This window comes from Cellulomonas sp. JZ18, assembly GCF_009720485.1.
Taxonomy (GTDB): Bacteria; Actinomycetota; Actinomycetes; order Actinomycetales; family Cellulomonadaceae; genus Cellulomonas.
Window position 1 is genome coordinate 3086010 of sequence record NZ_CP045245.1, and the last position, 13194, is coordinate 3099203.

The following is a 13194-nucleotide window of genomic DNA, read 5'->3' on the forward strand; positions in this document are numbered from 1 at the left end:
GCCCGGCGGGCGGGTGGTTCCGGTCGCGCGTCCACCGCGCGGCGGGCCTCCCGGCTACCATGGACGTTTACGCCGCCCCGGTCCGGCGTCGTACGACAGGTCGACGCGGCCGCGCTGAGACGGCGACACCACCCCGTCCCGCACGCACCGCGTCGCACCCGTGCGCGCCGGGGCGGGCACGACCCGCCGCCGCGAGGCGGTGGACCCGAGGCAAGGGAAGGAGCGATCGTGACCGACACGACTGCGGCCACGTGGCTGACGCAGGAGGCCTACGACCGCCTCAAGGAGGAGCTCGCGCACCTCGAGACGGTGGGCCGCAAGGAGATCGCGGACCGCATCGCGGCGGCCCGCGACGAGGGCGACCTCAAGGAGAACGGCGGCTACCACGCCGCCCGCGAGGAGCAGGCCAAGCAGGAGGCCCGCATCCGCGAGCTCAAGGAGAAGCTCCGCAACGTCCAGATCGGCACGCCGCCGGACGACGGCGTCGTCGAGGCCGGCATGGTCGTCACGGCCGTCGTGGCCGGGGACGAGATGACGTTCCTGCTGGGCTCGCGCGAGATCGCCGGCACCGCCGACATCGACGTCTTCTCCCCCACGTCGCCGCTCGGTGCGGCCATCTACGGCCGCAAGGTGGGCGACGCGACGACGTACGAGGCGCCGAACGGCCGGCAGATCCCGGTGGAGATCACGGACGCGCGCCCGTTCACGGGCTGACGCCCGCCCACGCACGCACGACGGCGCCGTGACCCGCCCCGGGTCCGGCGCCGTCGGCGTGCGGCGGCAGGGTCAGCCGTCGCCCAGGCGGTAGCCCGCCGCGCGCAGGCCCGCGAGCAGCTCGCCGCAGTGCTCGGGCCCCTTCGTCTCGATCTGCAGGTCGACCGCGACCTCGCTCAGCGCGAGGTCGCCGCCGGTGCGCGTGTGGGCGACGTGCATGACGTTGCCGCCGCGGGCGGCCACGTCCTGCAGCAGGCCCGCGAGCGCGCCCGGCGTGTCCTCCACCCGCGCGTGCACGTGCAGGTACCGGCCGGCGGACGCCAGGCCGTGGCGGACCACGCGCAGCAGCACCAGCGGGTCGACGTTGCCGCCCGACAGCACGCACACCACGGGCCGCCCGTCGGCCGCGGACCCCGCGGGGTCGGCCATGAGCGCGGCGACCGCGGCCGCGCCCGACGGCTCGACGACCAGCTTCGCGCGCTCCGCGACCAGCAGCAGCGCACGGGACAGGTCCTCCTCGGAGACCGTGCGCACCGGCACGCGGTGGTGCGCGAGCAGCTCGAACGGCACCTCACCGGGCGTCCCGACGGCGATGCCGTCCGCCATGGTGCGCAGCTCGGGCGCGCGGACCGGCCGCCCCGCCGCGAGCGACGCGGGGTAGGCCGCCGCACCCGCCGCCTGCACCCCGACGACGCGCACGTCCGGCCGGTCGTCCAGCGCCGCCACCATGCCGGCGGCGAGCCCGCCGCCGCCCACGGGCACCACGAGCGTCCCGGCGTCCGGCACCTGCTCGAGCACCTCGAGCGCGACGGTGCCCTGCCCGGCGTCGACGTCCGGGTGGTCGAACGGGTGGATGAGCACCGCACCCGTGCGGTCCGCGTGCGCACGCGCGGCCACGAGCGCCTCGTCGACCGACGTCCCGACGAGCTCGACCTGCGCGCCGTAGCCCTTGGTGGCGGCGACCTTCGGCAGCGCGGCGTCGACGGGCATGAACACGACCGCGGTCAGGCCGAGCAGGCGCGCCGCGAGCGCGACGCCCTGCGCGTGGTTGCCCGCGCTGGCCGCGACGACGCCGCGCGCCTTCTCCGCGCCCGAGAGGCGCGCCATGCGCACGTACGCGCCGCGGATCTTGAACGAACCGGCGCGCTGGAGGTTCTCGCACTTGAGCCAGACGTCGGCCCCCACGAGCTCGGACAGCGCGCGGCTGCGCTGCACGGGCGTGCGCTCCGCCACGCCCCCGAGCAGCGCGGCCGCCGCCCGGACGTCGTCGGCTCCGATCACGGCGCGGCCGGGCCGTGCGTCGCGGCCGTGGGCGGGTCCGCCGGCCGGGTGCCGCGGTCGCCGTCGCGCTCGGCCCGCACGGCCGACTCGGCCTCCGCCGCCGCCGCGAGCGCACGTGCGAGCACGGGGTGCGCGCGCGGCCGGATGGACACGTGGTCGCCCGTGCCGAGCTGGGGGAACTTGTCGTGCCCGTGCAGGTACAGCACGACCGTGTTGAGCACGGCCGCGACGGGCACCGCGAACAGCGCGCCGACGATGCCGGCCGCGAACGACCCGGTCGCGACGACGAGCAGCACGGCCACCGGGTGCAGCGAGACGGCGTGCCCCATGAGGAACGGCTGCAGCACGTGCCCCTCGAGCTGCTGCACGGCCAGGACGATCACGAGCATGACGAGCGCGGAGACCCAGCCCTGCGTGACGAGCGCGACGAGCACGGCGATCGTGCCGGTGAGGATCGCGCCGACGAACGGGATGAACGAGCCGAAGAACACCAGCACCGCGAGCGGTACGGCGAGCGGCAGCTGGAGCAGGACGGCGCCCAGCCCGATGCCGACGGCGTCGACGCCGGCGACGAGGATCTGGGTGCGCGTGTACGCGCCGAGCGTCACCCAGCCGCGGCGCCCCGCCTGGTGCACGCTCTCGCGCGACCCGCGCGGCAGCAGGCCGACGACCCACGCCCAGATGCGCCGGCCGTCGATGAGGAAGAACAGCGTGCAGAACAGCGCGACGAGCGTGCCCGCGAGCACGTGCCCGACGGTGACCGTGACCGACAGCGCCCCGGTCGCGATCTGCTGGCTGCTGCCGGCCACCGTCTCCTGCAGCTGGTCGACGTAGCCGTCGAGCTGCGCCTGGTCGAGGCCCAGCGGCCCGTCCGACAGCCACGTGAGCAGCGTGTCGGCGCCCTCGCGCGCCTGGTCCGCGAGCGCGGCGATGCCCGCGACGATCGAGCGGCCCGCGAGCGTGAGGAGCCCGCCGACCACGCCGAGCATCAGCACGAGCGCCACCGCCGCGGCCAGCGCCCGCGGCAGGCGGGCACGCCGCTGCAGGAACGTCACGAACGGCGCGAGCAGCACCGTGAGCAGCAGCGCGACCGCGACCGGCACCACGATGACCTTGGTGACCGCGAGGAGCCAGAGGCCCACGGCCACGGCCGCGCCGATGAGCAGCAGCCGCCACGACCACGAGGCCGCGGCCTGCACGGACGGCGGGACGGGGTGCGCGGGCCGGTCCGCGACGACGACGCTCGTCGACGTCTCCTGCTCGGTCACGCGGCGCCGCCCCCGAGCCCGGCCGCCTCGAGCGCCTGCGCCAGGTCCGCGAGCAGGTCCTCGACGTCCTCGATGCCGACCGACAGGCGCACGAGGTCGTCCGGGACCTCGAGCGCCGTGGCGGCGACCGAGGCGTGCGTCATGCGGCCCGGGTGCTCGATGAGCGACTCCACGCCGCCGAGCGACTCCGCGAGCGTGAACACGCGCGTGTGCGCGCACACGGCCACGGCCTTCTCGGCGTCGCCCGTGCGGAACGCGACCATGCCGCCGAAGCCGCTCATCTGCCGCGCCGCGACGTCGTGGCCGGGGTGGTCGGGCAGGCCAGGGTAGAGGACGTGCGTGACGCCGGGGTGGTCGAGCAGGAAGCGTGCGACGCGCCCGGCGTTCGCCTGGTGGCGGTCCATGCGCACGGCGAGGGTCCGCAGGCCGCGCAGCGTGAGCCACGCGTCGAACGGGCCGGCGACCGCGCCGGACGCGTTCTGCAGGAAGCCGACCGCGTCCCGCAGCGTGGTGGTGCCGGTCGGCCCCTCCATGCCGGCGGGCAGCTGCGCGCCGTCCGCGACGACGACCGCGCCGCCGACCACGTCGGAGTGCCCGCCGATGTACTTGGTCGTCGAGTGCACGACGGCGTCCGCGCCGAGCGCGATCGGGTTCTGCAGGTAGGGCGTGGCGAACGTGTTGTCGACGACGAGCACGACGCCCGCGGAGCGCGCGTGCACCGCGATCGCCTCGACGTCCGCGATGCCGAGCAGGGGGTTCGTCGGCGTCTCGGCCCAGATCGCCTTCGTCCGCCCCGGCTGGATCGCCGCGAGCACCGCGTCCGGGTCGAGCATGTCGACGGGCGTGTGGTCGATCCCCCACGGCCCGAGCACGCGCGCGATCAGCCGGTACGTGCCGCCGTACGCGTCGTTGCCGATCACGACGTGGTCGCCGGGCCGCAGGACCGAGCGCAGCAGCGCGTCCTCGGCCGCGAGACCCGAGGCGAACGCGAACGCGGCGGCGCCGCCCTCGGCGGCCGCGAGGGCCTCCTCGAGCGCGTGCCGGGTCGGGTTGCCCGAGCGCGAGTACTCGTAGCCCTCGCGCAGGCCTCCGACGCCGTCCTGCTTGTACGTCGACACCTGGTGGATGGGCGGCACGACGGCGCCCGTGCGCGCCTCGGGGTCCTGACCCGCGTGGATCGCGCGGGTCGAGAAGCCGGTCGTGGACCAGTCGTGGGGCTCGGCGAAGGGGTGGCTCGTCACGGTCCCAGGCTAGGCCGTGGGACCCCCGCGGCGGGGAACACGCGGGCGTCCGGACGGGTTGTGCCAGGCGTCCCCCGGGAGAAGGAGAAGACGGTCATGGCCTCGTTGTTCGAGACGCTGCTCGGCTCGTCGCTGCGCACGCAGATGGTCGAGCCCGACACGGCGCTGAAGGGCCGCGACGGGTACGCGTACGCGATCCCCGAGACGCACACCGTGCTCGGCACGCCGCTGCAGGGCCCGTGGCCGGAGGGCACGCGCGTGCTGTACCTGGCGTCGGGGTGCTTCTGGGGTGCCGAGAAGGAGGCGTGGCAGCTGCCGGGCGTCGTCACGACCGCCGTCGGCTACATGGGCGGCTACACGCCCTACCCGACGTACGAGGAGACGTGCACGAGCCGCACCGGCCACACCGAGACGGTGATGGTCGCGTACGACCCGACCGTCCTGTCCGACGTCGACCTCGTGCGGCACTTCTGGGAGGAGCACGACCCCACCCAGGGCTTCCGCCAGGGCAACGACGTGGGCACGCAGTACCGCTCCGCGGTGTTCTTCACGACGCCCGAGCAGGGCGAGGCGGCCCGCGCCACCGCCGCCGAGTACGGCCCGCGCCTGAAGGCGAACGGCTACGGCGACATCACGACGGAGATCCGTCCCGCCGAGGAGGCCGGCCCGTTCTACTACGCCGAGGCGTACCACCAGCAGTACCTGCAGAAGAACCCGAACGGCTACTGCCCGGTGCACTCGACGGGCGTCGCCTGCCCGGTGCCGTCGGCCTGACGCACGGCACCACCTGGTCCGAGGGCCCGTCCCGCCGCGCGCGGGGCGGGCCCTCGTGCGTCCGGCCGACGTGCCGCGTCCGGGAGACGCGCGTCCGGCACGTGAAGCGTTGTGGACGCCTGGTGTCCGCAACGCTTCACGGCACCCCGTCCGCGGGAGGCGGCACCGTCCCCGTGCGGCTGTCGGTGGGCGCGGCCAGGATGAGGCGCATGCTGCTCGCCGACGTCGCCGCCGCGTCCACCGCCGTCGCCGCGACCCGGTCGCGGCTGGCCAAGCGGGCCGTGCTCGTGGACGTGCTGCGGCGCGCGGCGGCCGACGGGCCGCAGGACGTGGCCATCGTGTCCCGGTACCTGGGCGGTGAGCTGCGGCAGCGGCGGACGGGGCTGGGCTGGCGGTCGCTGGGCGCGCTGCCCGGGCCGGCGGACGAGCCCTCGCTGACGGTCGCCGAGGTGGACGCCGCGTTCGCGGCCATGGCCGGGCTCTCGGGGCCGGGGTCCGCGGGGGCCCGGACGGCGGCCGCGGCCGCGCTGTTCGGCGCCGCGACCGGGGACGAGCAGCGGCTGCTGCGCGGGCTCGTCACCGGTGAGCTGCGGCAGGGGGCGCTGGACGCGCTGCTGCTCGACGCGGTCGCGGAGGCGGCGGGCGTCCCGGCGGCGAGCGTGCGACGGGCCGCGATGCTGGCGGGCGAGACCGAGGCCGTCGCGGTGGCCGCGCTGGGGGCCGCGGGACCCGAGGAGGCCGTGGCCGCGCTCGACGCGTTCACGCTGACGGTGGGGCGGCCCGTGCGGCCGATGCTCGCGCAGTCCGCACCCGACGTCCCGGCCGCCCTGGCGGGCCTCGCGGAGCGCACCGGCGACGCCGACGGGCCCGCGGGCGAGGTCGTCGTCGACACGAAGCTCGACGGCATCCGGATCCAGGTGCACCGCGACGGCGACGAGGTCCGCGTCTACACGCGCTCGCTCGACGACATCACCAGCCGGGTGCCGGAGATCGTCGGGGCCGTGCGCCTGCTGCCCGCGCAGCGGCTGGTCCTCGACGGCGAGGCCCTCACCCTGGACGAGCAGGGCCGCCCGCGACCCTTCCAGGAGACCGCCTCCCGCAGCGCGACCCGCGACGCCGAGCTCGCGTCCTCCGCGACGCTGACCCCGTTCTTCTTCGACCTGCTGCACGTCGACGGGCGGGACCTGCTCGACGCGCCCCTGCGCGAGCGGCTCGCCGTGCTCGACCAGGTCGCCTCCCCGCACGTCGTGCACCGGGTCGTCACGAGCGACCCCGCCGTCGCGACCGAGCACTTCCGCGCCGTCGTCGCGGACGGCCAGGAGGGCGTCGTCGTCAAGGCGTCCGACGCGCCCTACGAGGCGGGCCGGCGCGGCGCCGCGTGGGTCAAGGTGAAGCCGCGGCACACCCTCGACCTCGTGGTGCTCGCCGTCGAGTGGGGTTCGGGGCGCCGGAAGGGGACGCTGTCGAACATCCACCTCGGGGCGCGCGACCCGGCCGGCGGGTTCGTCATGCTCGGCAAGACGTTCAAGGGCATGACCGACGAGATGCTCGCGTGGCAGACCGAGCGGTTCACGGAGCTCGCCGAGCGGCGAGAGCCGTGGGGCGTCGTCGTGCGGCCCGAGCAGGTCGTCGAGATCGCGTTCGACGGCCTGCAGCGCTCGACCCGCTACCCGGGCGGGCTCGCGCTGCGGTTCGCGCGCGTGCTGCGGTACCGCGACGACAAGCCGGCGTCGGAGGCGGACACGATCGACACCGTGCGGGGGCTGGTCGTCTAGGGCCGGGCCGCACACCGGGCCGGGGGCCGTCGGACCGTCCGGCGGCTCGTCCTCCGGTGCTACCCGCCGATCTCCACGTCCCCGCCCGGGACGTACAGCTCCTCGGGCAGGTCGAGCTCCTCGGCCTCGCGGCCCCGCTCCGGCCAGGCGTCGGGCGGTACCTGCATGTCCCGGCTCCGGTAGGAGAGGCGGATGTCCCCGCGGTCGTCGAGCTCGCCGGACACGGTGAGGTCGCCGCGGGCCCCCTCCAGGACCTCGCCGTAGGAGCGGCTCTCGACCTCGACGTCGTACCCGAGGTCCCGCAGCGCGTCGGCGAGCACGTCCAGCGACGCGGGCCCCTCCCCGACCAGGTGCACGGTGACCCGGTAGCCGGACACCACCGGGTCGGCGCCGTCCTCGGACCAGAACCGGCCGTCCGCCCGCAGGACCGCCACCCCGAGGGCCTTCACCAGAGGTGGCAGCTCCTCCTCCAGCGCGGCGCGCGCCTGCGTGCGGACCTCGGCGATCTCCTCCGCGCTGCCCGGCGCCCCCGGAGGCGGCGGGATCGCCGGGACGAACAGGGACGACGGCAGGTCGAGGTCCTCCGGGTCGCGCGACGGCCACCGGTCCTTCGGGACGTGCAGCTCGGGACCCGAGTACGTCATCCGGACCTCACCGCGGTCGTCGGCGACGGCCGACAGGACGACGTCCCTCCGCTCCCCCGCGACGGTCTCGGTGAACTCGGAGTACTGCGTCACGTCGTAGCCGAGGTCCTCGACGGCGGCCGCCAGCTCGTCCTGGGTGACGGCCTCGTCCCCGGCGAGCACGACCTGCACGCGGTACCCGATCGTCGCGGTCTTGATGCCGTACAGGTTGAACCTGCCGGTCGCACGGACGACCCCGACGTCCAGGGCGTCCGCCAGCCGCGGCAGCTCGTCCTCGGCGGCGCCGCGCACCTCGGCACGGCTGTGGGCGACGTCCTCGGCGCTCGCCGAGCACCCCGTCAGCAGCAGGGTCGCGAGCAGGAGCACCCCGCCGGCGCGGGTCGTCGTGGGCCGGAGCACGGGCGCCAGCGTAGGGCAGGGCCCGCACGTGCCCGGCGCGCGCCCGTGGGCGTCGCACCGCCGCGCCTGGCATCGTGTGCGGGTGACCGCCACCGCCGACGTCCTGCCCGCGCGCCCGGACGCGTCCCTGCCGGGCGCGTGGCGCTGGGTCGGGGCCGCGCTCGTGTGCGGGTCGGCCGTGCTGCTGTTCGCGCTGCACGTGCGCCCGCTGGCGTACCTGCCGCTCGTCGTCGGGATCGTCGTCGGCTGGGCGGCCGACCGCGTGCTCGGCCGCGACCTGCTCATCATCGGCACCGGCATGGGCATCGTCAGCACGATCCCGCTGGGCGCCGACCTGTCCGACGCCAGCATGGTGCGGTTCACGGTCGCGCTGGGGCTGGCCGTCGTCATCCCCTACGTGCTGTCGCGGCACGTGCTCGGCGACGACGTCATCCGCTTCCCCTGGCGGACGGGTCGGCGCTGGACGCGCACGCAGTGGGCGTACCTCATCGGCGTCCAGGCGGCGGGCTACCTGCTGCTGCCGTACTACTTCCTGTCGTCCGGCGCGTACCGCAACTGGCCCACGGTCGTGGAGGGGCAGGAGGTCGCGCGGCTGTTCGTCGGCGTCAACGCGGTCGGCACGTGGGACGAGCTGTTCTTCGTCTGCACGGTGTTCGCGCTGCTGCGGCGGCACTTCCCGCTGTGGGGTGCCAACGTCCTCCAGGCCGTCGTGTTCGTGTCGTTCCTGTGGGAGCTCGGCTACCGCGAGTGGGGCCCGCTGCTGACGATCCCGTTCGCCCTGATCCAGGGCTTCACGTTCTCTCTGACGAAGTCGCTGACGTACGTGCTCGTCGTCCACCTGCTGTTCGACGCCGTCGTGTTCATGGTGCTCGTGCACGCGCACACGCCCGAGCTGTTCGACATCTTCGTCACCGCGCCCGCGCGCACCGGCTGACGTCCCGCCGTGCGCGCCGACAGACCTTCCGACGAGCACGACCCCGACGAGCGAGGAGGCTCGAGCATGACCGACACCCTGACCACCTGGGCCGGCAGCCACACGTTCCGCGGCGGGCCCGTGGTGCGCCCGACGACGGTCGAGGAGGTGGCCGCGGTCGTCGCCGACGCGCGGCACGTGCGCGCCCTCGGCTCGCGGCACTCGTTCCACGACCTCGCGGACTCCCCCGGCACGCTCGTCGTGCTCGACCGCCTCGACGTCCCCACGACGATCGACGCCGACGCCCGCACGGTCACGGTCGGCGCCGGCGTGCGCTACGGCGAGCTGGCGCGTCACCTGCACGCGCAGGGCTGGGCCCTGCACACGATGGCGTCGCTGCCGCACATCGCGGTCGCGGGCACGGTCGCGACGGCCACGCACGGGTCGGGCGACCACGCGGCGAACCTGTCGGCGGCGGTCCGCGGCCTCGAGCTCGTGGGCGCGGACGGCACCGTGCGGACGCTGGGCCCGGACGACCAGGAGCTGGCCGGTGCGGTCGTCGCGCTGGGCGGGCTCGGCGTCGTCACGCGGGTCACGCTCGCGATCGAGCCGACGTACGAGGTCGCGCAGGAGGTGTGGACCGACCTGCCGTGGTCGCAGGCGCTCGACCGCTTCGAGGAGATCATGGGCTCGGCGTGGTCGGTCAGCCTCTTCACCGACTGGACGGGCGACGCCGTCGACCAGGTGTGGCGCAAGCACCGCGTCGACGCCGGCACGCTCGGCCCGGAGGTCGCCGGCGCCCGGCCCGCCCCCGGGCCGATGCACCCCGTGCCCGGCCAGGACCCCGCGGCGTGCACGCAGCAGGGCGGCGTCCCCGGCCCCTGGCACGAGCGCCTCCCCCACTTCCGCCTGGAGTTCACGCCGAGCGCCGGTGCCGAGCTGCAGTCCGAGTGGCTGGTCCCCCGCGAGCACGCCGTGGCGGCGGTCCAGGCGCTGCGCGGCCTGCGCGACCTCGTCTCGCCGCTGCTGCTCATCAGCGAGATCCGCTCCATCGCCGGGGACGACCTGTGGCTGTCCACCGCGCACGGCGGCGACCGCATCGGCCTGCACTTCACGTGGAAGCCGCTGCGCGCGCAGGTCGACGCCGCGCTGCCGGTCATCGAGGAGGCGCTCGCACCCTTCGACGCCCGCCCGCACTGGGGCAAGCTGTTCTCCGGCCCGGGGGCCGGCCGCACGTGGCAGGACCTGTACCCGCGGTGGGACGACGCCCGTGCGTTGCTCGAGCGGCACGACCCCGAGGGCCGGTTCGCGAACGACTTCCTGCGGCGGGTGGGGCTGCGGTGAACGTCCGCCGCCGGACGTCCGCCGCCGAACGTCCGCACGGCGTCCAGCCCTCGTCCAGGTTGCGCCCGTAGCGTCCCGGCATGCGCACCATCGGGATCATCGGCGGCATGAGCTGGTACTCGACCGCGGAGTACTACCGCGTGCTCAACACCGCGGTGCAGGAGCGGCTCGGCGGGCACCACAGCGCGCACGTGCTGCTGGAGTCGCTCGACTTCGCGGCGGTCCGGGAGCTGCAGCTCGCCGACGACTGGGACGGCGCGGGCGAGCTGCTCGCGGCCGCCGGACGGCGCCTGGAGGCGGCCGGGGCGGACGCCGTCCTCATCGCGACCAACCTCATGCACAAGGTCGCGCCGGCGGTGGAGGCCGCGATCGGCGTCCCGCTCCTGCACATCGCCGACGCGGTGGCGGGGGTCGCGACGGCCGCGGGCCACCGCACCCTCGGCGTGGTGGGCACGCGTTGGGTCATGGCCGAGACGTTCTACGCGGACCGCCTCGCCCGGCACGGGATCGGTGCGCTCGTCCCCTCCGCCGCCGAGCAGGAGGAGGTCGACCGGATCATCTTCGACGAGCTCACGCAGGGCGAGGTGCGCGAGGACTCGCGCGCCCGGCTGCTCGCGGTCGTCGACGGGCTCCGGGCGGCCGGCGCGGACGCGGTCGTGCTGGCCTGCACGGAGCTCGAGCTGGCGCTCCCGGCCGCCGGCGGGCCGGTGCCGCTCGTCGACTCGGCACGCGTGCACGCGCTCGCGGCGGCGGAGCACGCGCTCGCGGAGGCACCCGTTGCCTCGCCCGCCCCGGACCTCGTCAGCACGGGAGGCGCCGACGCCTGACGGGGTCCGGGGCGCCCGGGAGGTCCCCGGCCCCTTCCGGAACCGTCGTCAGTGGCCCTCGGGGCGGGGCAGGCGGATCCCCAGGATCGTGTTCTCCGGCTCGGGCAGGGTGTCGAGCCCGGGCTCCGGGGGCGGGAAGCCGCCGTCCGGCCCCGGTCCGACCCACAGGCGCCACAGGTCGCCCGAGCGGTGCACGACGCCCGGGGCCGTGAGCGCGGCGGGCCGGGCGGCGTCCACCTGCGCGGCGAGCAGCGCGCGGTGCGACTCGGGGACGAACCCCACGAGCACGTTGCGCCACGCCAGCACGACGCGGTCGCCGGCTCCCCGGGACACCTCGACGTCGGCCGGCACGGGCTGCCCGGCCGCGCGCTCGGTCGCGTGCAGCGCCGCACGGAACGACCGCTGGAGCGCGGGCGCCTCGGCGGCGAGGAAGCCCTCGCCCACGTGCGCGGGCACGGGCGGGCGGTGACGGAAGGGTCGCACCCGGTCAGCCTGCCACGACGGGGCGGCGCCGACGCCGGTCAGCCGTCGCGGGTCGTGCCGTCCCAGGTCGTGGTGCGGGCCTCCAGGTCCGTCCAGCCCTCCCGCCCGAGCGGCGAGAGGGTCCGCACGCGTCCGGCGGGACGCAGGCGCGGGTCCTCGGCGTACCGGCGCGCGAGCGCCTCCTCGGCACCGGGCTCCCCGGCGTCGGCGCGCAGCAGCAGGTCCGCGAGCTCGTCCGCGGTCGCGTCCGTCTCCTCGGCCGTCGCACCGTCGAGGGCCGCGCCCCACACGTCCCACAGCAGCACCTCGTCGCGGCGGCGGTGCGCGACCTCGAGGAACACGTAGTGGCGGACGAAGTCGCGGCCGCGCAGCTGCGGCACGTCGGCCACCCCGTAGTCCGTCAGGTCGAGGCCGTCGCGGCGGTGCGCCGACCACAGCTCCGCCGCCGTCGGGAACGGGCTGTCGAGGCCGGTCGGCACGTCGAACGGGTCGAAGGGGTCGCCGGCAGCGGGGGCGGCGCCGAACTCCGCGCCGAGCTCCGGGTCGCTGCGCACCCACCGCTGCCCATCCCAGCGCTCGACGACCACGTGGTCGACGCCGAAGCCGGGCTCGAAGTAGCGCGCGAAGCCGATGCGCGACCGCGCCGGCACGGCGTGCTCGCGCAGCAGCCCGACCGCGAACAGCGTGTGGTCCCGGCAGCAGCCGGCGATGCGGTCCGCGTGCGGCCGCCCCGGCAGCGGCGCCGGCGACGCCTCGAGGCCGGCGGCGAGGATGCGGTCGAGCCAGCGCAGGTCGATCGTCGGCAGGCGCGCGGGGTCGAGCGTCTCGGCGTCGGCGCGGTAGTGGGCGATCAGTCCCGTCGCAGCCGCCTGCACGTCCTGCGGCCGGGTGCACAGACCGGCGAGCAGGCCGGCGTGCTCCCGGGGGTCGCTGTACGCCGAGTGCTCCGCCCACCAGGCCGGGTCCGCGACCTCCGTGCCGCCCATCCGCTCCTCCGTCCCGGGACGTCGTCGTCCCGCGGTCCTCGCGACCGCGCCGCCGGCGCCCTCCTCGGGTCGACCGGCGGCGCGGCGCGGACTCATCGGGTCAGGAGACCCCGACGATGTCGACGACGAACACGAGCGTGTCGCCGCCCTTGATGCCGGCCTGCGGGACGCCGCGGTCGCCGTAGCCGAGGTGCGACGGGATCGACAGCAGGACGCGCGAGCCGACCTGCTGGCCCACGAGGCCCTCGTCCCAGCCGGCGATGACCGCGCCGACGCCGATCGGGAAGCTGATCGACGAGCCGCGGTCGTACGAGTTGTCGAACACCCCGCCCTGCCACGACTGCCCGAGGTAGTGCACCTCGATGTCCTGGCCCGCCTCGACGAGCTCGCCGTCGCCGCGGCTGAGCACCACGACCTCGAGCTCGTCCGGCGCGGCGGAGTCCGGGAACGTGAGCGTGGGCTTGGTGCCGTAGGAGCCCGAGACCTCGGGCAGTGCTGCGGCCATGACGTGCTCTCCTTCGTGGGACGACAGTGCCCGCCCATCC

Annotated in this window: 13 protein-coding genes; 6 read left to right on the plus strand and 7 right to left on the minus strand. The window is 75.8% G+C overall.

The annotated features are described in order from the left end of the window. Window positions 1-228: 228 nt before the first annotated feature. The gene (gene greA, locus GC089_RS13950; RefSeq protein ID WP_155378163.1) at window positions 229-714 is read left to right on the plus strand and encodes a transcription elongation factor GreA; all 486 of its coding nucleotides are present in this window, start codon (window positions 229-231) and stop codon (window positions 712-714) included. A 72-nt stretch (window positions 715-786) separates the two neighbouring features. Here the strand turns inward: greA and ilvA are convergent, their stop codons facing one another. From ilvA to GC089_RS13965, 3 genes are read right to left on the minus strand one after another with little or no spacing between them, the layout of a single operon-like run. After that, window positions 787-1995: a threonine ammonia-lyase gene (gene ilvA, locus GC089_RS13955; RefSeq protein ID WP_155378164.1), complete on the minus strand. Its 1209-nt coding sequence runs from the start codon at window positions 1993-1995 to the stop codon at window positions 787-789. Beyond that, complete coding sequence (locus tag GC089_RS13960; RefSeq protein WP_155378165.1) at window positions 1992-3263, minus strand: AI-2E family transporter; 1272 nt, start codon at window positions 3261-3263, stop codon at window positions 1992-1994. The genes ilvA and GC089_RS13960 overlap by 4 nt, the downstream gene beginning before the upstream one ends. After that, complete coding sequence (locus GC089_RS13965; RefSeq protein ID WP_155378166.1) at window positions 3260-4504, minus strand: cystathionine gamma-synthase; 1245 nt, start codon at window positions 4502-4504, stop codon at window positions 3260-3262. The genes GC089_RS13960 and GC089_RS13965 overlap by 4 nt, the downstream gene beginning before the upstream one ends. 96 nt (window positions 4505-4600) lie before the next feature. On the opposite strand from GC089_RS13965, the gene msrA reads away from it, so the two are divergent. Continuing rightward, window positions 4601-5278 (plus strand): peptide-methionine (S)-S-oxide reductase MsrA, encoded by a 678-nt coding sequence (gene msrA, locus GC089_RS13970; protein ID WP_155378167.1) that lies wholly within the window; start codon window positions 4601-4603, stop codon window positions 5276-5278. Window positions 5279-5487: 209 nt separating this feature from the next. After that, window positions 5488-7053, plus strand: a complete 1566-nt coding sequence (locus tag GC089_RS13975) for an ATP-dependent DNA ligase (RefSeq protein ID WP_155378168.1) — start codon at window positions 5488-5490, stop codon at window positions 7051-7053. A 59-nt stretch (window positions 7054-7112) separates the two neighbouring features. On the opposite strand, the gene GC089_RS13980 is transcribed toward GC089_RS13975, so the two are convergent. After that, the gene (locus tag GC089_RS13980) at window positions 7113-8096 is read right to left on the minus strand and encodes a hypothetical protein (protein WP_155378169.1); all 984 of its coding nucleotides are present in this window, start codon (window positions 8094-8096) and stop codon (window positions 7113-7115) included. Between the two features lie 82 nt (window positions 8097-8178). Between GC089_RS13980 and GC089_RS13985 the strand changes: the two genes are divergently transcribed. The 3 genes from GC089_RS13985 (at window position 8179) to GC089_RS13995 (ending at window position 11180) form a co-directional block, all read left to right on the plus strand. Continuing rightward, window positions 8179-9030 (plus strand): type II CAAX prenyl endopeptidase Rce1 family protein, encoded by an 852-nt coding sequence (locus GC089_RS13985; RefSeq protein WP_370514009.1) that lies wholly within the window; start codon window positions 8179-8181, stop codon window positions 9028-9030. A 66-nt stretch (window positions 9031-9096) separates the two neighbouring features. Continuing rightward, window positions 9097-10353: an FAD-binding protein gene (locus tag GC089_RS13990; RefSeq protein ID WP_155378170.1), complete on the plus strand. Its 1257-nt coding sequence runs from the start codon at window positions 9097-9099 to the stop codon at window positions 10351-10353. A gap of 80 nt (window positions 10354-10433) precedes the next feature. Next, window positions 10434-11180 (plus strand): aspartate/glutamate racemase family protein, encoded by a 747-nt coding sequence (locus GC089_RS13995; RefSeq protein WP_155378171.1) that lies wholly within the window; start codon window positions 10434-10436, stop codon window positions 11178-11180. 48 nt (window positions 11181-11228) lie between these two features. Here the strand turns inward: GC089_RS13995 and GC089_RS14000 are convergent, their stop codons facing one another. From GC089_RS14000 to GC089_RS14010, 3 genes are all read right to left on the minus strand, one after another. Beyond that, complete coding sequence (locus tag GC089_RS14000; RefSeq protein ID WP_155378172.1) at window positions 11229-11636, minus strand: hypothetical protein; 408 nt, start codon at window positions 11634-11636, stop codon at window positions 11229-11231. A gap of 65 nt (window positions 11637-11701) precedes the next feature. Beyond that, on the minus strand, window positions 11702-12649 hold the full coding sequence (locus GC089_RS14005; protein WP_155378173.1) for a transglutaminase domain-containing protein: 948 nt from the start codon (window positions 12647-12649) through the stop codon (window positions 11702-11704). Between the two features lie 100 nt (window positions 12650-12749). Continuing rightward, the gene (locus GC089_RS14010; RefSeq protein WP_155378174.1) at window positions 12750-13154 is read right to left on the minus strand and encodes an FKBP-type peptidyl-prolyl cis-trans isomerase; all 405 of its coding nucleotides are present in this window, start codon (window positions 13152-13154) and stop codon (window positions 12750-12752) included. Window positions 13155-13194 lie beyond the last annotated feature (40 nt).

What these genes read in the sequence shown, in the direction of transcription:
- msrA (WP_155378167.1), top strand. Translation starts at nt 4,601, where the DNA reads ATGGCCTCGTTGTTCGAGACGCTGCTCGGCTCGTCGCTGCGCACGCAG.
- GC089_RS13975 (WP_155378168.1), top strand. Translation starts at nt 5,488, where the DNA reads ATGCTGCTCGCCGACGTCGCCGCCGCGTCCACCGCCGTCGCCGCGACC.
- GC089_RS13990 (WP_155378170.1), top strand. Translation starts at nt 9,097, where the DNA reads ATGACCGACACCCTGACCACCTGGGCCGGCAGCCACACGTTCCGCGGC.
- GC089_RS13995 (WP_155378171.1), top strand. Translation starts at nt 10,434, where the DNA reads ATGCGCACCATCGGGATCATCGGCGGCATGAGCTGGTACTCGACCGCG.
- GC089_RS14005 (WP_155378173.1), bottom strand. Translation starts at nt 12,649, where the DNA reads ATGGGCGGCACGGAGGTCGCGGACCCGGCCTGGTGGGCGGAGCACTCG.
- GC089_RS14010 (WP_155378174.1), bottom strand. Translation starts at nt 13,154, where the DNA reads ATGGCCGCAGCACTGCCCGAGGTCTCGGGCTCCTACGGCACCAAGCCC.